The 18817-nt window shown below is 38.5% G+C and carries 17 protein-coding genes, 1 tRNA gene and 2 riboswitches; of the genes, 3 read left to right on the plus strand and 15 right to left on the minus strand.

The window, feature by feature from the left end; translation table 11 throughout:
• Positions 1-371: 371 nt before the first annotated feature.
• The 7 genes from ACRPLQ_RS26065 to groES form a co-directional block, all read right to left on the minus strand.
• On the minus strand, positions 372-1697 hold the full coding sequence (locus ACRPLQ_RS26065) for an NCS2 family permease (protein ID WP_013055032.1): 1326 nt from the start codon (positions 1695-1697) through the stop codon (positions 372-374).
• Between the two features lie 132 nt (positions 1698-1829).
• Positions 1830-1931: riboswitch (purine riboswitch) on the minus strand.
• A gap of 97 nt (positions 1932-2028) precedes the next feature.
• Positions 2029-3558 (minus strand): glutamine-hydrolyzing GMP synthase, encoded by a 1530-nt coding sequence (gene guaA, locus ACRPLQ_RS26070; RefSeq protein WP_028412703.1) that lies wholly within the window; start codon positions 3556-3558, stop codon positions 2029-2031.
• A 123-nt stretch (positions 3559-3681) separates the two neighbouring features.
• A riboswitch (purine riboswitch) is annotated at positions 3682-3783 on the minus strand.
• Between the two features lie 39 nt (positions 3784-3822).
• Positions 3823-6015, minus strand: a complete 2193-nt coding sequence (locus ACRPLQ_RS26075) for a transglutaminase TgpA family protein (RefSeq protein WP_028412702.1) — start codon at positions 6013-6015, stop codon at positions 3823-3825.
• Complete coding sequence (locus ACRPLQ_RS26080; protein WP_432236332.1) at positions 6008-7201, minus strand: DUF58 domain-containing protein; 1194 nt, start codon at positions 7199-7201, stop codon at positions 6008-6010. Before ACRPLQ_RS26080 ends, ACRPLQ_RS26075 begins: the two co-directional genes overlap by 8 nt.
• An 11-nt stretch (positions 7202-7212) precedes the next feature.
• Positions 7213-8163, minus strand: coding sequence for an AAA family ATPase (locus tag ACRPLQ_RS26085; protein WP_033580898.1), 951 nt, complete (start codon positions 8161-8163; stop codon positions 7213-7215).
• A gap of 158 nt (positions 8164-8321) precedes the next feature.
• On the minus strand, positions 8322-9953 hold the full coding sequence (groL, locus tag ACRPLQ_RS26090; protein ID WP_367077752.1) for a chaperonin GroEL: 1632 nt from the start codon (positions 9951-9953) through the stop codon (positions 8322-8324).
• Positions 9954-10020: 67 nt separating this feature from the next.
• Positions 10021-10305: a co-chaperone GroES gene (gene groES, locus ACRPLQ_RS26095; RefSeq protein WP_013055026.1), complete on the minus strand. Its 285-nt coding sequence runs from the start codon at positions 10303-10305 to the stop codon at positions 10021-10023.
• A gap of 299 nt (positions 10306-10604) precedes the next feature.
• On the opposite strand from groES, the gene ACRPLQ_RS26100 reads away from it, so the two are divergent.
• Positions 10605-11333, plus strand: a complete 729-nt coding sequence (locus ACRPLQ_RS26100; RefSeq protein ID WP_028412699.1) for a CPBP family intramembrane glutamic endopeptidase — start codon at positions 10605-10607, stop codon at positions 11331-11333.
• Complete coding sequence (locus ACRPLQ_RS26105; RefSeq protein WP_013055024.1) at positions 11330-11557, plus strand: YdiK family protein; 228 nt, start codon at positions 11330-11332, stop codon at positions 11555-11557. The genes ACRPLQ_RS26100 and ACRPLQ_RS26105 overlap by 4 nt, the downstream gene beginning before the upstream one ends.
• Positions 11558-11582: 25 nt before the next feature.
• Here the strand turns inward: ACRPLQ_RS26105 and tatC are convergent, their stop codons facing one another.
• Genes tatC through ACRPLQ_RS26120 form a run of 3 tightly spaced genes read right to left on the minus strand, consistent with a single transcriptional unit; the run spans position 11583 to position 13231 of the window.
• Positions 11583-12338, minus strand: a complete 756-nt coding sequence (tatC, locus tag ACRPLQ_RS26110) for a twin-arginine translocase subunit TatC (protein ID WP_013055023.1) — start codon at positions 12336-12338, stop codon at positions 11583-11585.
• A 15-nt stretch (positions 12339-12353) separates the two neighbouring features.
• Complete coding sequence (tatA, locus tag ACRPLQ_RS26115; protein ID WP_013055022.1) at positions 12354-12539, minus strand: twin-arginine translocase TatA/TatE family subunit; 186 nt, start codon at positions 12537-12539, stop codon at positions 12354-12356.
• Positions 12540-12592: 53 nt separating this feature from the next.
• Positions 12593-13231, minus strand: coding sequence for a redox-sensing transcriptional repressor Rex (locus ACRPLQ_RS26120; RefSeq protein ID WP_028410376.1), 639 nt, complete (start codon positions 13229-13231; stop codon positions 12593-12595).
• Between the two features lie 458 nt (positions 13232-13689).
• Here ACRPLQ_RS26120 and ACRPLQ_RS26125 point away from each other — a divergent pair, with 458 nt between their 5' ends.
• Positions 13690-15624 carry an ABC-F family ATP-binding cassette domain-containing protein gene (locus ACRPLQ_RS26125; RefSeq protein ID WP_033580896.1) on the plus strand — a complete coding sequence of 645 codons (1935 nt, stop codon included), beginning with the start codon at positions 13690-13692 and terminating at the stop codon, positions 15622-15624.
• A 255-nt stretch (positions 15625-15879) separates the two neighbouring features.
• Here ACRPLQ_RS26125 and tsaD read toward each other — a convergent pair whose 3' ends face one another.
• From tsaD to ACRPLQ_RS26150, 5 genes are all read right to left on the minus strand, one after another.
• Positions 15880-16896 carry a tRNA (adenosine(37)-N6)-threonylcarbamoyltransferase complex transferase subunit TsaD gene (tsaD, locus tag ACRPLQ_RS26130; RefSeq protein WP_165635442.1) on the minus strand — a complete coding sequence of 339 codons (1017 nt, stop codon included), beginning with the start codon at positions 16894-16896 and terminating at the stop codon, positions 15880-15882.
• Positions 16893-17342: a ribosomal protein S18-alanine N-acetyltransferase gene (rimI, locus tag ACRPLQ_RS26135; protein ID WP_028412696.1), complete on the minus strand. Its 450-nt coding sequence runs from the start codon at positions 17340-17342 to the stop codon at positions 16893-16895. The genes tsaD and rimI overlap by 4 nt, the downstream gene beginning before the upstream one ends.
• Positions 17343-17355: 13 nt before the next feature.
• Complete coding sequence (tsaB, locus tag ACRPLQ_RS26140) at positions 17356-18054, minus strand: tRNA (adenosine(37)-N6)-threonylcarbamoyltransferase complex dimerization subunit type 1 TsaB (RefSeq protein ID WP_165635441.1); 699 nt, start codon at positions 18052-18054, stop codon at positions 17356-17358.
• Positions 18051-18521 (minus strand): tRNA (adenosine(37)-N6)-threonylcarbamoyltransferase complex ATPase subunit type 1 TsaE, encoded by a 471-nt coding sequence (gene tsaE, locus ACRPLQ_RS26145; protein ID WP_013081426.1) that lies wholly within the window; start codon positions 18519-18521, stop codon positions 18051-18053. Before tsaE ends, tsaB begins: the two co-directional genes overlap by 4 nt.
• 220 nt (positions 18522-18741) lie before the next feature.
• Positions 18742-18817 (minus strand) — tRNA-Asp (locus tag ACRPLQ_RS26150).

Raw genomic sequence — 18817 nt, forward strand, 5'->3', positions numbered from 1 at the left:
ATGTTTGACTTGCTCATTTAAAAAATAAAAATTAACGTTGACGTTTGTCGCTTTGTTCAGTTTTCAAAGTTCAACCGTTGCTCTGAAGCAACTTTATTAGTATAACATTCTATTATTTTGATGTCAACATCTTTTTTAAGATGTTTCTCTCAACTGCGCTGTTCATCAGCGACATTTAATAATTTACCATATATAATATATAGAGTCAATCGTTTTTCTAAAAAACTTTATAAATAAAAAAGTTAATGAAGTAAACCTTCAGTAAAGTAACCAATTAACCTCTATTACAATAGCAATCTAGCCGCTATGCAGTTTTCTTATCTTACCATAAAAAAAAAGCCCAGTCATTAAACTGAGCTTTTTTATTTAAACTATTCTGCTAAGAACGCGAAATAGAGTATGAAGATGATACAGAGAGCATACATAATGGGATGCACTTCTTTCCCACGCTTGCTGCATAACATTGTAATAGGATAAAAGATAAAGCCAACTGCAATGCCTGTTGCAATACTGTACGTTAATGGCATCATGATCACCGTGAAAAATGCCGGAACTGCCACTTCGAACTCTTTCCAATTGATTTCTCCTAAGTTTGACACCATCAGAGCTCCTACCGTAATTAAAGCTGGCGCAGTAACAGCTGGTGTTACGACCGCTAACAACGGAGAAAAGAACAGTGCAACTAAGAAAAACGCCGCCGTTACGATTGCAGTAAATCCTGAACGTCCGCCCGCTGCTACTCCAGCCGTAGACTCTACGTAAGCTGTTGTTGATGAGGTACCAAGAACAGCACCAACTACAATCGCACTAGAATCTGCCAATAACGCTCTGCCCGCTCGCGGAAGCTTATTATCTTTCATAAGCCCAGCTTGACTCGCTACAGCAACCATCGTACCTGCTGTATCGAAGAAATCAACGAATAAGAAAGTTAAAATGACGACTAGCATCTTTACAGTAAAGATATCACCGATATTTTGGAAAGCTGCCCCAAACGTCGGGTCAAGACTAGGAACCGATGAAACCACTGCTTTAGGTGTATCAATTAATCCAAAAGCCATACCTGCTACAGCCGTTACAATCATACCGATAAATACAGCTGCATTTACTCGAAGCACCATTAATACAATAGTAATGACAATACCAAAAACCGCAAGTAATGTTGTTGGGTTCGTCAAATCACCCAGTCCAACGAATGTGGCATCATCTTTGACGATGATTCCCGCACCTTTCATACCAATAAAACTAATAAATAAACCAATACCTGCTCCAACAGCCATTTTTAATTCAATAGGAATAGAATTAATAATTTTTTCTCGCAGGCTTGTTAATGTTAAAAGAATAAAAATAACACCTGATATCATAACACCCGTTAAAGCCGTCTGCCATGGAATTCCCATCGTCAGAACAACTGTATAAGCAAAAAATGCGTTTAATCCCATACCTGGAGCTAATGAAATTGGATATCTACCAAGCACTCCCATAACAATTGATCCCAAAGCTGCCGCTAAAGCAGTAGCTGTAAATACAGCCCCTTGGTCCATTCTCATACTGTCAGGTAGATCCTTTACATCACTTAGTGATAGCACAGATGGATTAACAAATAAAATGTAAGCCATAGATAGAAAAGTTGTAAGGCCAGCTATAAACTCTTTTCGGTAGCTAGTACCCAGCTCTTCAAAACGAAAATACTTCTTCACGTTTTTTCCTCCCTTTATAGAAGCCGCATGCACTTAGGCAAGCCATAAAAAATGCCTCTACACTATGGCGCGTAAAGGCATAAAATCGACTAAAAGAGAAATGTATGAGCAAAAAACAAAAGATTTTTATACATACATGTATTACTTTCTCGTAGTCAAGCCATTTACGGTAGCTCGGTAGAAACTTTTGGGCCTTATCCCCAAGATTATACGACATTAAAGCTATATCTCGCTGTTTTATGTTACTATCCTACCATTAACTTTTTAAAAAAGTCAACAAAAAACGAACATTCTTATAAAAGAATGTTCGTTTGTTCGGTTTTCTTACATATTATTCCCATTCAATTGTTGCAGGTGGCTTACTTGTAATATCATACACTACGCGGTTAATATGCTTAACTTCGTTTACAATACGCGTTGAGATAACTTCAAGCACATCCCAAGGAATACGCGCCCAGTCAGAAGTCATACCATCAATCGATGTAACAGCACGAATACCAATTGTGTAATCATACGTACGAGCATCTCCCATTACACCTACACTGCGGATGTCAGGAAGAACCGTAAAGTATTGCCAGATATCGCGCTCTAAGTCTGCTTTTGCAATCTCTTCACGTAAAATAGCATCCGACTCACGTACAATTTCTAACTTCTCTTCCGTAATTGCACCAAGTACACGAATACCTAGACCTGGTCCTGGGAAAGGCTGACGCCAAACGATGTTATCAGGAATACCTAATTCAGAACCTAATGCACGTACTTCATCTTTGAATAGCGTGTTTAACGGTTCGATTAGTTTGAACTGCATATCTTCCGGTAATCCACCTACATTATGGTGAGATTTAATCGTTTGAGCTGTAGCTGTCCCACTCTCGATAATATCTGTGTATAGCGTACCTTGAGCTAGGAAATCAAACCCTTTTAATTTAGCAGCTTCGTCATCGAATACATAAATAAATTCATTACCGATGATTTTACGCTTTTGTTCAGGATCTGATACACCGCTTAATTTTTCTAAGAAGCGATCTTTTGCATCGATTTTAATTACGTTCATATTAAAGCCTTCGCTAAATGTTTCCATTACGCTTTCAGCTTCACCTTTACGTAATAAACCGTGATCTACGAACATACATGTTAACTGATCACCAATTGCTTTGTGAATTAATACAGCTACTACCGAAGAGTCTACTCCGCCGCTAAGTGCGCAAAGTACTTTTCTATCTCCAACTGTTTCACGGATTTTATCCATTTCAACTTCAATGAAGTTCTCAATTGACCAGTTTGCTTCAGCATGACATACTTCAAACACGAAGTTCTTTAAGATATGGTTACCGTGCACTGAATGGCGAACTTCTGGATGGAACTGCACTCCGTACATATTCTTTTCTTTGTTACTCATTGCGGCAATTGGACAAGATGGGCTAGTTGCGTCCACTTCAAAACCAGCTGGTGTTTCTACAACTAAATCACCGTGACTCATCCAAACAACTTGTTCTTTTGGCAACTCATGGTACATTAATGAATCGTTTTGTACGTTAATCGCTGCTTTACCATATTCACGATGGCTAGCACCTTCTACCTTCCCGCCAAAATGATGAGTCATTAATTGCATTCCATAACAAATACCTAAAACAGGAATACCTAATTCAAAAATGTTTTCATCGCAGTGAAATGCGTTTTCACCGTACACACTGTTTGGGCCTCCAGAGAAAATAATTCCCTTTGGATTTAATGCTTTAATCTCTTCTGCTGTAATTGTGTGCGGATGCAATTCACTATATACTCCGAACTCGCGAATGCGACGCGTAATCAGTTGGTTATATTGACTACCAAAATCTAATACAACAATCATGCCTTCCATCTTGTTCACCTCTCCGAATGTGTAAATAATCACTTGTTATTATGCCCTAAAATATAAAAAAAACTAGACTTCTCCCTCAAAAAACAAAGGCAGAAGTCTAGTTGAGCACGACGTTTATCGTCAAATAGACTGTTCTGCCTTCATAGTCAGATCGTTTAAGGTGACCCGGTAGAGACTCTCGAACCATATTATCGAGGATATATGAAGGTATACGAAACATTTATAGTAAGTTCGAGAATATTCTATCAATCCGCGAAACAATGGTCAAGAACTCGTTTTTTTGATTAAATTTTCCCACAATTCAATCGACTCTTTCCATTCTTTTATGGAATCTGCATTTCGATATAAAACCCGCTCGTATTTTTCCGTTAATTTTAGCATATTTACCGTATTTAATTTTTCGTCTACTTCTCCTGCAAAGTCGCGCAGCGTTTGATTTTCTTGCCGTTTTAGTCCATTTGCAGCGAGTCTTTTAAGTAAAAAAGCATACGCTGATTCAAAGGTTTCCACACTCTCTTTCTTTTTATAAAAAGAGATATAAAAAGGTAAAAACCATTTAAATCGATTGAGATATATTACTATTAACATAACTACAATCAGTCCGTAGAAAAGCACTTTCCATTTCATAGACAACTTAGCATTTTGAAGAGAAGCTGTTTTTTCTTTCTCTCTTTTTTCTTGTGCCGGAAGCTCTTTCTTCTTAGGCTGCTCCTTGACTTGCGTTTCTTGTTTCTCTTCTTCCCTTTGACTATTTTCACTAGAGTTGTTAGGTTGGCTATCTACAAAATCATAAGGATTAGAAAAACTTTTTGTTGGTTCAAAAGGTACCCATCCCGCTCCTGGAAAATAGACTTCGACCCAAGAATGAGCATTATTTTGTGTAATTTCATAGGTTGTCCACTTACTACTTCCTGAAATAACGGTGGCATCACCTTCTGTATAGCCCTTTACCCACCGAGCAGGAATATCTAATGAACGAAGCAGCACGACCATAGAAGTAGAGAAGTTATCACAGTATCCTCTTTTTGTATCAAATAAAAATTGATCCACATAATCTTTATTCTTCGTAGGAATTGGAACGTTTTCAGTATCGTATATATATGGATTGGATCGGAAGTATTCTTCAACGGCTTTCGCTTTTTCATAGCGATTGTTTTTATTTTTTGTTATCGTACGAGCTAAATCCTTTACTCGTTTTGGCAAATTAGCAGGAAGCTGTGTATACCTTGCTATAAATTCATTATTATTCTCTAGACTCTCTGACTTTTTCTCCTCTGCTTGCTGAAGAAGCCCGGTATCAAACACAGGATATTTATACGTTAGCTCATACGATTGAACAGTAACAAGTTTGTCATTTTGATAAGGATATAATTTTTCATTTGTCGGTGTAACATCGGTTTGAATGCCATTTTTTAAGGTTAGAGACAGCAGTTGAGGAACATGCATAAGATGAACAGAAGGCTGCGAATAGGTAACTTCTGCTTTTCTTACTTCTCCTGCAACACTTGAATCATATTGAGGGAGTAAGTTTTCATTTCCTTTGAAAGGCACTTTTTCTTCCTCTTTAGACAGCTCCCAGCCCTTACCTGTATACACATCCTTCGTTTCAATACGCCAATAGTGCTCATCCTCTACTTTAGCTGTAAACACAACCGTATCATCATTGACAAAGGATCCCCCCAATTTAGAATCGTCCATATCATAGCCAATTCGTTGACCGCTTGCAGATTCTCCCTGTCCTTGATTTGTTGTGTGAGCTGCAATAAAAGGGACCGGATCTGGCCACTGCGGACCTGGTTTAGGGGCGAGATAAGCAAGCACAATGACAATGGCTAAAAAACTGCCTAGAAAAAGAAACGATCGTTTTCTATTTTCTAAACGCTCGGTGCTAGCACCTTTTATACGTTCAGGATTGATGCGAAGCATGGCTACTAATAAAAATCCGATAATCGTCACGCGAATAATAGCAGCTCCGGCATCGTAAGTAGAAAAGGTATCCAATACGGTAATATACAAAATGGTTAAGAAGAAAAAGAAGAAAATTCTTTTTTGATAAAAGATCCAGTATCGAATTAAATAAGCCATAATCCAAAGCAGGATAAAAAATAAAGTGGTCCTCATTTCAAAGGATAAATTCGCTATATTCCACTCCATGATACTTTGTACATCTGACTGAAGAATTTCCAAAAGTCTTGGAAGCCATTCTGAAGAAAAGAAGGCACCTTGGAAATAGAGATTGTGAAGTGAAAACAAAATAAACAACATGCTCCCTAACGTCATCACAATAAACGGCAATCGAAACGTTAAGCTCAAAAAACAGTAAGCGACAAACAGGATAAAGTATTGAATTTGATTCGTATCAGTGACTTCATTTAAAGGGAGAAGCCATTCCACTAATAAAAAGAAAGCTCCCGCGTATAATAAGACGTTTTTTACATACCAAGCTGATTTATTCACTTATTTCCGCCCTCACTTCCTTTAGTGATAGAGGAAGATCAATATGAACGACTTCAATCGTTAAAGCAGAAGATTGTATGCCATTGACAATAACTGCCTCTTCGTCACTAAGCCCCGCTCCTTCATTTTTAACGACAATGAGTGAAGCCTTAGCATGAGGGCTCAGCTTGGATTGAATCTGGCCAATAAGAGTCCCTGTAACCTGACTGACAATTACCATAAAAGAATGCTGCTTTTGAATAGCAATATTCTGAAATTCTGTTTCGAATGCTCGATTGCTAATAGGCTGTGCACGTGCTAAGTGATGCAACAGGTTTTCAACCTCCCTTTGTTCAGAGGTTTTCTGCGAAAAAAGGGCATCTCCAGCTAAAAGAAAATCGACTTTTTTACGCTTGGTTTCTTCATGAATGAGCATGGATGCAAGAAAGCTCATTCGCTCTTCAAAGTATAGAGGGCCCATAACATCTGCAATGATAATTATACTCCGTTCATGATAATGACCAAACTCTTTAGAAATCAACGTAGCTTTACGAGCGGTCGCCTTCCAATCGATAGATCCTAATCGGTCACCCGGCTGATATTCTCTAATGCCTGTCACTAACGTAGTAGATTGATTTCCCGTAGAAACTTCATTTTTCCCTTCTTCTATTCCCGCTAAAAGAAACGGGATATCTATCTTATGAATCTGAGGATAAACGATAAATCGCTGCTGCAGTAGAAAATATGCCTTCTTTTTTACGATGCCTAATAAATCACTAATTTCAATTGAAATCGTAAAAAATTCATATTCTCCTCTTTCTACAAACGATCTTTCATACGGAATAACAGCGTTTCGTTGAAAAAGCGGATAAATTGTTCTTTCTTCTTGATCTAAAAGGTTACTCTCCTCTTTCACCGCTGCCATATAAACAAGAAAAGCCGAGGAGCGTGTAATGTGAATTTCATAAGAAAGATGATCTCCAGCGAATCGAGGCTGTAGCTTCACATCACGAGCAACATTCCACTTCTTCAACGGATAGAGCAACACGGCTACCGCATATAATCCAAAAGGTAAGAAGCTATAAAATAAAAACCAGCTGACAAAGCCTCCTTGAAACATGGCGTAAGAAAACGTAGCGGTAAAGATGCAGAATAAAACGAACCAGTCTCTACCTTTGTTCCATATCACTTTTATATACTGTTTCATAAATTATCCTCTTACCTTTTAACAGGTACTTTCGTATCAGCCATAATTTGCTTCATCACATCACTCGCTGTTAAACCGCTGTACTGAGTATCGGGTCTTAGCGTTAAGCGATGTGCACACACATACGAAGCAAGCTCTTGAACATCATCAGGAAGACAGTAATCTCTTCCCTTTACTAACGCATATGCTTGAATAGCCTTCATAAAGGAAACCGTGCCACGAGGACTAATACCTAATGAAACATGTGGATGAGAGCGAGTTTTGCGAATAATTTCAATGATATAGTTCTTGATCGTATCATCTACATAAATACTGCTTACAGCTTTTTGAGCCTGTACTAATTCTGGAACGCTCATAACAGGTTTGACATCTTCAAGATTAACTTGAGTCGATACGCCATTTAAAATTTGAAGCTCCTCTTCTTGCGTAGGATACCCCATGCTTAGTTTGAATAAAAAACGATCCAGCTGCGCTTCCGGCAAATGATAGGTCCCATCAAAATCAACGGGATTTTGAGTAGCCATCACAAAAAAAGGCGCCGGAATTTCCCGGGTGATACCATCGGTTGTTACATGATGCTCAGCCATTGCTTCTAAAAGCGCCGATTGTGTTTTAGGAGAAGTCCTGTTAATCTCATCAGCGAGTACTATGTGGCTCATGATAGGACCTGGACGAAAATGAAATTCCATATCTTTTGGACTGTAAATAGAAACACCTGTTACGTCGGACGGCAGCAAATCAGGCGTGAATTGAATTCGTTTAAATTCCGCATCAATTGATTTGGCCAGTGCCTTCACTAGCATCGTTTTTCCTACACCCGGTACATCTTCAAGCAAAATATGGCCCTCGGCAAGCAAAGCAACCAAACTCAACGTAGATACGTGACGTTTTCCAATCACAATTTGATCAATGTTTTCTAATACTTGGTTTAATTTATTATTAATATGATCGAGCTGAATCAACGAAGCTCCCCCTTAAAACTCAGTTAAGCCTTGAGTTTAGTAAGTTTTCCAATAAACATAGTACTATCTTAACAAATTTTAAAAAAATCTGAAAATATTAACGCACACAAAAAAGCGACCAAGTGAGTACTTGGTCGCTTTTTTAGGTAGGGCAGTGATTACATCATGCCGCCCATTCCACCCATGCCGCCCATGTCAGGCATTGCAGGTGCACCGCCTTCTTCTGGCTTGTCAGCAACAACTGCTTCAGTTGTTAAGAACATAGCCGCTACAGAAGAAGCATTTTGAAGAGCTGAACGCGTTACTTTTGTTGGGTCAACGATACCAGTGTCTAACATATTTACCCACTCGCCAGTTGCAGCGTTGAATCCAGTTCCAACTGCTTCGCCTTTTAGACGCTCAACGATTACTGATCCTTCTAAACCAGCGTTGTGAGCGATTTGACGTACAGGCTCTTCAATCGCACGCAATACGATGTTGATACCTGTAGCAGTGTCACCGTCAGCTTCGATGCTTGCTACTTTATTATAGATATTTACTAATGCAGTACCACCACCAGCTACGATACCTTCTTCAACCGCAGCACGCGTAGAGTTTAATGCATCTTCAATACGTAATTTACGTTCTTTTAACTCAGTTTCAGTTGCCGCACCAACTTTAATTACAGCTACGCCACCAGCAAGTTTTGCTAAACGCTCTTGTAATTTTTCACGGTCAAACTCTGAAGTTGTTTCTTCAAGCTGAGCTTTGATTTGGTTTACGCGTGCTAGGATATTTTCTGCGTTTCCTGCACCGTTTACAACTGTTGTATTTTCTTTTGTTACAACAATTTTAGAAGCGCGACCTAATTGATCGATGCCTGCTGTTTTTAAGTCAAGACCAAGCTCTTCAGTAATTACTTCTCCGCCTGTTAGAATAGCAACGTCTTGTAGCATTGCTTTACGGCGATCACCGAAACCAGGAGCTTTAACAGCTACAGCTGTAAATGTACCGCGAAGTTTGTTCACAACTAATGTTGCTAAAGCTTCACCTTCTACGTCTTCAGCAATGATTAATAGAGGCTTGCCTTGTTGAACAACTTGCTCTAATACCGGTAAGATTTCTTGAATGTTACCGATTTTTTTGTCTGTGATTAAGATGTATGGATCATCTAATACAGCTTCCATTTTATCTGAATCAGTTACCATGTAAGGAGATGCATATCCACGGTCAAACTGCATACCTTCTACCACTTCTAATTCAGTTGTGAAACCTTTTGATTCTTCAAGTGTGATAACGCCGTCGTTACCAACGCGCTCCATTGCTTCAGCAATTAATTGACCTACTTCTTCGTCAGCTGCTGAGATAGCCGCTACTTGAGCAATTGAATCTTTACCTTGAATTGGTTTAGAGATTGCTTTTAGTTCTTCAACCGCTACAGCTACTGCTTTTTCCATACCTTTACGGATACCCATTGGGTTAGCACCAGCCGTTACGTTTTTAAGACCTTCTCTGATCATTGCTTGCGCTAAAACTGTTGCAGTAGTTGTACCGTCACCAGCAACGTCGTTTGTTTTGCTAGCAACTTCGGCTACTAATTTAGCACCCATATTTTCAAATGCGTCTTCTAATTCGATTTCTTTTGCAATTGTTACACCGTCATTTGTAATAAGCGGTGAACCGAATTTCTTTTCCAATACAACGTTACGACCTTTTGGTCCAAGCGTTACTTTTACAGCATTTGCTAATGTATCTACACCACGTAGCATTGCGCGACGTGCTTCTTCGCTAAATTTAATGTCTTTTGCCATGTTCTTTGACCTCCTCAAGATGTTCTTAATAATCTATTTTTTACGTATGATAAGTTTGTGGTTAAAATTAGCCGATTACAGCTAAAATATCGCTTTCGCGTAAAATTAAGTATTCAGTACCTTCGTATTTTACTTCAGTACCCGCATATTTTGAGAAGATGATACGATCGCCCGCAGCTACTTCTAAAGCTACACGCTCACCGCTTTCTAATACTCGGCCTGTACCTACAGCAACAATTTTACCCTCTTGTGGCTTTTCTTTTGCACTGTCCGGTAACACGATACCGCTTGCTGTTTTTTCCTCAGATTTTACAAGTTCAATCACTACGCGATCACCTAATGGCTTTAACAAGTGAAACAACCTCCTCAAATAATATGTTTGCATTTTTATTAGCACTCAACCTCAACGAGTGCTAACACAATTATTATATTAAAACAAAGTGGGTTTTTTTTGCAAGTATTAAACAAAAAAAATTTAAAATTTACGACAACTACATATAATAGTCTTAGATTTCGACGATTTTGAGAAATAAAGCATTCTTTTCTCTGTTCAATAATATGTATGTTACAATACGAGCAAGAAGAAATTACTAACTTTACAGTACTTCTTCGACATATATACATAAAAACCTTTTAAAGGAGTATAGAAGATTGGAAAAACGTTATTGGTATGTTATCCTCACCTACATCCTTATGCAGTTTTCAGGAGTTGTTGGTATACCGCTGTTAAAATTAACAGGAATGTTTGATGACTATCCAGTTCGAACAGCGAATGTCATGCTTTTGACTTATTGGACTATCATTAGCTTTATCCTTGGTTTACTTATTGTCTTACTGCTGCTGCGCCGTGACATGTCCATGCGTATAGAACATGCTGGAAAAACGATTGCTGTTGTCTGGTCAGTCCTTGGGGTGTTTCTCGCTATGGCTGGTCAAGCTGTAGCAGGTATGATTGAGCACGCTCTTGGCATTACCCAAGTATCTGAAAACACACAAAATATTGTTAATCTTGTTAAAGCAACGCCGTTCCTTATTGTCGTTACGTCTGTTATTGGACCAATACTAGAAGAGATTATTTTCCGAAAGATTATTTTTGGTTCTCTTCACAAACGATACAATTTCTTTATCTCTGCATTTATTAGTTCCCTTATTTTCGCTGCGGTACACTGGGATTTTAAACATTTACTTGTGTATACAGCTATGGGATTTGTATTTGCATTCCTTTATGCAAGGACGAGACTAATTGTTGTACCTATTATTGCTCATGTTTTGATGAATACAATCGTTATTTTATCTCAAACTATTTTTGCAGATAAAATTATAGAAATGCAAAAACAAGCAGAACAAATGCAGTTCATTTTTGGAGGCATGTTTTTATGAAGAATATCCCTTTAACACGAGGGTTTATTTATATTATTATGGGGATTTTATTCACCTACTTGGCAATTCAAAATGCCCAGGAAACCGTCTGGAATTTCCCCACAATCTTATTTGCACTCGTAGCCGCATTCGATTTCAGGTTTGCGGTTCGCATCTTTATCTTGCACTACAAAATTAAAAAATTGCAGCAGCAATATAAAAATCAAGATGATTCATCCAAATAAAAAAACCACTGTTTCAGTGGTTTTTTTACATACTAACATCTTCTCTTTCTTGCTCTGCCCTTGCCTTTAACACTTTGCGATACGAAATGCGGGAAATAATGATGCTGATTTCATACAAAATTAAGAGCGGCACTGTCACCATCATGTGCGAGAGCAATTCCGGTGGTGTAATAAGTGCGGCAATAACTAGCAGTACGAAATAGGCATATTTTCGAATTTGAGATAAAAACATAGGCGTTATAATTCCTAAACGCGTCAAAAACATAACGACGACAGGAAGCTGAAACAACAAGCCAAAAGGCAGTGTGAGCTGCATTAAAAAAGAAAAGTATTCATTAATGCCAATCACTTGGTTTACATTCAGCTCATCAGAAACGCGCGTCATAAAATCAACGACAAATGGAAACAACACAAAATAAGAAAAAGAGACACCGCCGATAAAGAGAAAAATGGAAACAGGAATATATCCAAGCGTTACCTTACGCTCTTTTTCATATAAACCAGGACTAATAAATGCCCAAAGTTGATACAGTGCAACAGGAGCTGCAAGTACACAGCCGATAATAACAGCAAATTGCATATAAATCTTAACTGGATCTGTTAACCGAAATGCATTCATCGTTAAATTCTTTGCCTCATCAGCATGCTGTAAATAGACAATAACCTTATCCGCTATAAAAAAGCCGCCAATTGTGGCAATCACAAAGAAAAATAAAACAATTAAAATGCGTTTTCGCAGCTCTCCTATATGATCATATATTGACATTTCTTGTTCGGTCATACTATGATCACCCTTTTACTCTTTGTCATCTACTTGACGCTGTTTATCTTTTTCACGATCTTCTGATGCACCGCTAGCGGCATGCTTAAACTCTCTAAGCGTTTGGCCCACTGATCTTCCTAGCTCCGGTAACCGTTTCGGTCCAAAAATAAGCAGTGCTACAATCGCAATAATAATCCAACTGCCTGCTCCAATCCCCATATTCCCACTCTCCTTATTAATTTAGACTTAAGGAAATCGTAACACAGTCCGCCTTATTCAACAGGATAATTTTTCAAAAAGTAGACGAGCGACTGTAATTCTACAGCAAGATCAATATGATGGAGTCGAATCTCATCCGGTACGTTTAAGCGTGCAGGAGTAAAGTTTAAAATTCCTTTAATTCCGCAACTCACTAAACGATCAGTAATTTGCTGAGCAACAGTGGCAGGAACGGTTAAAATCGCTACTGAGATGTCATCACTCATATAATCTTCCAATTGGTCAAGATGATAGACCGGCACGTCGCCTACTTTCGTACCTACTTTATCTTCTATCACATCAAAAGCGCACTCAATTTTGGTGTTATTATTTTTAATAAAATTATAATTTAAAAAGGCCGTTCCTAGATTCCCTACGCCAATCAGTGCTACTTTCGTTACTTCATCTTGGTCTAACGTTTTACGGAAAAATGTAAGTAAATAATTCACATTGTAGCCGTATCCCTTTTTTCCTAATGCACCAAAGTAAGAAAAGTCCCGACGAATAGTAGCAGAATCCACTTTCACTGCCTCACTTAACTCCGCTGACGACACACGCTGTTTACCAGAAGCATGCAAATTTTTCAAAAAACGATAATAAAGCGGCAATCGCTTAGCCGTTGCTTGTGGTATTTTTAATTGTTCAGTGTTCACGTTGTACCCCCTCAGTTCATGTATGTCATTACTAACATTTTCAAGTCATATTGCATTACCTTTCACAAAGCATCAACCGCTTTGAGGTAGCGCTTCCAATTCTCTCTCTTTTCTCTTGTTTTATATATACTCCGCTTCACACCTCGACGGCTTTTGTCTATTCAGCACTCCTTAAAGTCGGTTTGTAGAACGAAGCAATTAGCCCTTCAAAGGATCGGTTTGTTAGTCATGACGGATTTTTTACATCCATCATAGATAAGTTCAGAGATGCACTTATCTCTTATTTTAACATAGTATCCTGTATAAAATGTGCAGGTAAAATCATTTTATTTCATGAATCAAAACATTCGCTTCATCATTTGTCCTTGTCCCTCTACAAATTACAAACGCTTGTAGGAAGAACTTGTAGTTAAAAATATGTTAAAATACACTATGGATATACTACTAGAGGTGAAAAAATGATTATTCTACAATTGAACGGTATTACAAAATACTATGGGGCAGAACCCATTTTATCGAATATAAAGTTAGAAGTACAATCAAAAGACCGCATTGCCCTAGTGGGACGAAACGGTGCTGGTAAATCAACTTTATTAAAAATTATTGCTGAGCAGCTTTCCTATGACAGCGGAGAAATTATTAAACCTAAGGGTGTTTCCATTGATTATATGGGACAAGATACAGTTCTTGAGTCAACACTCTCCATATGGGAAGAAATGATGACTGTCTTTGCTCCGTTAAAGAAGATGGAAAAAGAATTACGTACGCTTGAAACGAAGATGGGCGATCCAGATATTTTTAATGATTCAGTTCAATACGAAAAACTAACCAAAGAGTACGATCAGCTTCAAGTAACGTTCAAAGATTTAGGCGGCTATCAATATGAAGCGGATACACGATCTATTCTTCACGGTTTCCGTTTTTCAAACTTTGACTACAGCACCCCTATTTCCTCCTTAAGCGGTGGACAAAAAACGCGCCTGGCTCTTGCAAAACTGCTTTTAACAAAGCCTGATTTGCTTATTCTGGATGAGCCTACCAACCACTTAGATATTGAAACTTTAGCATGGCTGGAACAGTTTCTGCAAGGGTATGAAGGAGCTATTTTAATCGTTTCACATGATCGTTACTTCCTTGATAAAGTCGTAAATCAAGTGTATGAAGTCGTACAAAAAACAACGGTGAAGTACACGGGCAACTACTCTAAATACCTTGTACAAAAAGCAGAGCGATATGAAAAAGAGTTGCGTCAGTACGAAAAGCAGCAAGATGAAGTCGCAAAGCTGAATGATTTTATTCAGCGAAACATCGCCCGCGCATCGACTACAAAACGTGCGCAAAGCAGACGTAAACAGCTCGATCGAATGGAGTTAATAAATCGACCTAACGAAGGCGAAAAATCAGCTAGTTTTTCGTTTGAAATTGAACGTCAAAGCGGAAATGAAGTCTTAAATCTGGAAGATGTGTCTATCGGATATGATGAACACAACTATGTCGTCCAAGAGGCAAACCTTCGCATTAAAAAAGGGGAAAGCCTTGCGTTGGTTGGTCCTAATGGCGTGGGGAAATCAACTTTATTAAAAGGCATTGTGGATAAACTCAGCTTCAAGACTGGGACCATTTCCTTTGGCTCAAATGTAATGGTTGGTTATTACGACCAAGAGCAAGCCAATTTAACGTCTAATAAAACCGTTTTAAATGAACTTTGGGATGACTACCCAGCCAAACCTGAAAAAGAAATCCGTACAGCGCTTGGAAATTTTCTGTTTTCAGGTGATGATGTACTGAAAATCGTTTCCACGCTCAGCGGTGGTGAAAAAGCACGTTTGGCTCTTGCGAAGCTTATGCTTCAAAAAGCTAACTTCTTAATTTTGGATGAACCTACTAACCATCTTGATTTAGATAGCAAACAAGTACTCGAGAATGCGTTAATTGATTACCCAGGGACTCTATTATTTGTTTCACATGACCGTTATTTTATTAATCGTATTGCCAATAAAATAGCAGAGCTATCTCCTGAAGGAGTAGAAGAATTTCTTGGAGATTATGACTATTATGTAGAAAAGAAAGCAGAAATAGAGGAAATCAAAGAATTAGAAAATATAAAAGCAAACGAAGAACGTACGGTAAAAGTAGATAAACAGTCCTATAAACAAGATAAAGAACAAAAGAAATTGATGAGACAGCGAACGCGCCGCATTGAAGAAATTGAAACTGAAGTAAACAAATTAGAAGCCGCCCAAGCGGCGAATGAAGAACTTCTTTGTGACCCTGAAATTTATCAAAATCACGAAGAAGTATCAAGATTAAACGGTGAAAATGAAAAAATTTCTTCACAGTTATCCACATTAATGGAAGAGTGGGAAGAATTACAGCTGCTTCTAGAAGAGTAGCCTATATTTTTGCGTATCTATTCATCCTATTTACTTGTTCATGCGCTTAAGAGCAAGCTTTATCCACTCTGTGAATAAATAGTGGATATCTGTCTGATTTTCATAATTAAAACTTGTTGATAACAGGTCCGTGTACTGAGTGCACGGACTTTTCCACATAATTATCCACAGTCAATTCTAAATTTATTGAATATTGTTGATAAATCATTTTTATCCACAAAAAAAGACGAATGAGAAATAAATCTCATTCGTCACTTACTCTTCCAAGTCCAAACCGGGGTTTGCATTTAATGACATATCTGAACGTTTTCCTTGAGCAAATCGTACGCTTGCTGCTGCTCCAATCATTGCGGCATTATCCGTACATAGAGATAGCGGCGGGATAATAAGCTCAATATTTGATAGGGGTTCAAATGCCTCTTCTAGCGCTGCTCTAAGCCCTTTATTAGCAGCAACTCCTCCTGCTAATAAAACTTGCTTAACGTTATATTCCTTTGCAGCTTTAATCGTTTTAGTTACTAACACATCAATGACACTCGCTTGAAAGCTAGCAGCAAGTGTTTGTGGAAGAATCTCTTCACCTTTTTGCTTCGCATTGTGGACAGTGTTAATAACTGCTGATTTTAATCCACTGAAACTAAAATCATAGGATCCTTCTTCTAGCCAAGCACGCGGCAAATCAATTAATGGCTCTCCTTCATGTGCAAGGCGGTCAATATGAGGTCCGCCTGGATATGGAAGGTTTAACGTGCGGGCTACTTTATCGTAGGCTTCTCCTGCTGCATCATCTCTTGTTTCACCGATCACTTTAAAATGACCGTGACTTTCCATGTATATAAGCTCCGTATGCCCGCCAGATACAACTAGCGATAAGAGCGGGAATTCTAGTTTTTTGATTAGCTGATTTGCGTAAATATGTCCTGCAATATGATGAACACCAATTAATGGCTTTTGATGTGCAAATGCTAGCGCTTTGGCTGCATTTACGCCAATAAGAAGTGCTCCCACAAGCCCTGGTCCTTCCGTTACAGCTATTGCATCTATATCTGCAAACGTCAAGTTCGCTTGATTTAAAGTTTCTTCAACTACTACTGTAATTTGTTCTACATGATGACGAGATGCAATTTCCGGTACGACACCGCCAAATCGTTTATGGCTTTCTATTTGAGAGGCCACCACATTGGCTACAATTTCATGACCGTTTCGAATCACAGCTGCTGCTGTCTCATCACAGCTTGTTTCTAATGCTAAAATTAATTGATTTTCATTCATAAATTCACCCACATAACTAATGCATCCTCATTGTTATCAGAATAATAATTCTTACGAATACCTCCAGGTTTAAAACCTAGCTTTTGATACAATGATTGTGCAATATGATTAGATACCCTAACTTCTAATGTCATTGACGTAGCACCTAGTTTTCGAAGAACGTCCATCACGTTGCGCAGCAGCAATTCACCGAGTCCCTTGCCTCGGTAGTCTGGCAATAGCGCAATGTTGGTTACATGTGCTTCGTCAATAACAATCCACGTTCCGCAATAACCAATAATATTTTCTCCTTCTTCCATCACAATGTAAGTTGAAAATTGATTATTGGTTAACTCATTTTGAAATGCTTCTGCACTCCAAGGTGTCGTAAAAGACTTCTCTTCGATTTTCACTACTTGATCAATATCTTTAACTTCCATTAAACGAAACTTAATTGTTAGTTTCATGTTATACCTTCTTTTATCCTTTTTGCTGTGAAGCAAGCCAGTTGGCTTCTGCTTCAGCTAAACGAATGTAGTTCGGAACAAAAGTATGCACAGACTGCGGCTCTTTCTTCATTCCTAAGAAAGCCAATTCACTTGGTCTTGGGTTAAACTGCTGAACATGGGCAAATACAGCTTGTTTACTCAACACTTCTTTTAACGCCTCTTCATGCATGGAAAGATCATTGCCTATGAATAAAATAGGTTTGTTGTATGACTTTAAATGTTCCGCCCAGTCCTTATTAATAACAAGTCGGTCACTTTCAACTTCTACAAGACCTCGTTCGTTATTCCATTCATATAGTCCTGTATAAAGCTGCTGACGGCGCGCATCAAATAACGGAGCAATATATCCATCAAAATAACGACCGTTTGCTGCTAGTGCCTCAAGGCTAGATACACCTATTAAAGGAATATTTAAAGTCCAAGCAAGTGTCTTGGCAATGGTAACACCAATGCGTACACCGGTATAGGACCCGGGACCGTGTGCCACTACAATACGGTCTAGCTCGCTTGGCGCAATATCACAATCTTTTAACAAAGATTCCACAGCGTTCATCACACGAACAGAGTGATTCTTTTTTAGATTCGTAATAATTTCTCCAATTACTTTGTTTTCTTCAACGACAGCAACACCCATGACAAAATTGGATGTATCAATGGCTAACATTTTCATCTTTTAAAAAGCTCCTTACATATTTCAACGTACCGACTGCCTATCGCTTTTACAAGGATTTTACGAGTCGTTTCGTTTTCATGGTAAATATTGATTTGAATATATTCATTAGGAAGCTGCTCTTCAATCAGGTGAGCCCACTCCACGACCGTCACGCCATCTCCTTCAAAATACTCATCGAACCCTAGGTCTTCAAATTCATCCCCTAGACGGTACACATCCATATGGTAAAGAGGAAGGCGACCGCTTTTGTATTCTTTAATGATAGTAAATGTCGGGCTATTCACATTGCGTTCAATTCCTAAGCCTTTAGCTAAACTTTTTGTGAATGTTGTCTTTCCAGCTCCCAAATCGCCTTCAAGCAGCAGCACGTCACCAGCTTCTAATAAAGTTGCTAGACGAGCAGCCAGCTGATTAGTTTCATCAGGAGACGTAGACATAAACGTAAATTCATTAATCTCTGTCATTCATTCAGAACCTCATTTCAATCTGTATATATATATTGTAAACGTTGTGGACTATACATATCCAGTAAGAAATCCAACAATCTTTAACATCGCAATTCTACAAAGAAATTTCTTTGTATATAAAAAATTCCTTAGGATTGCTCCTAAGGACGGTAAAGTTTTATATAAAAATGGTTCAAACAATAAAAAAGACGAAACACATTGTTTCGTTTCTAAAACATGGCGGTCCCGACGGGAATCGAACCCGCGATCTCCTGCGTGACAGGCAGGCATGTTAACCGCTACACCACGGGACC

Source organism: Priestia sp. TRN 1309, from assembly GCF_050846875.1.
Classification (GTDB): domain Bacteria; phylum Bacillota; class Bacilli; order Bacillales; family Bacillaceae_H; genus Priestia; species Priestia zanthoxyli.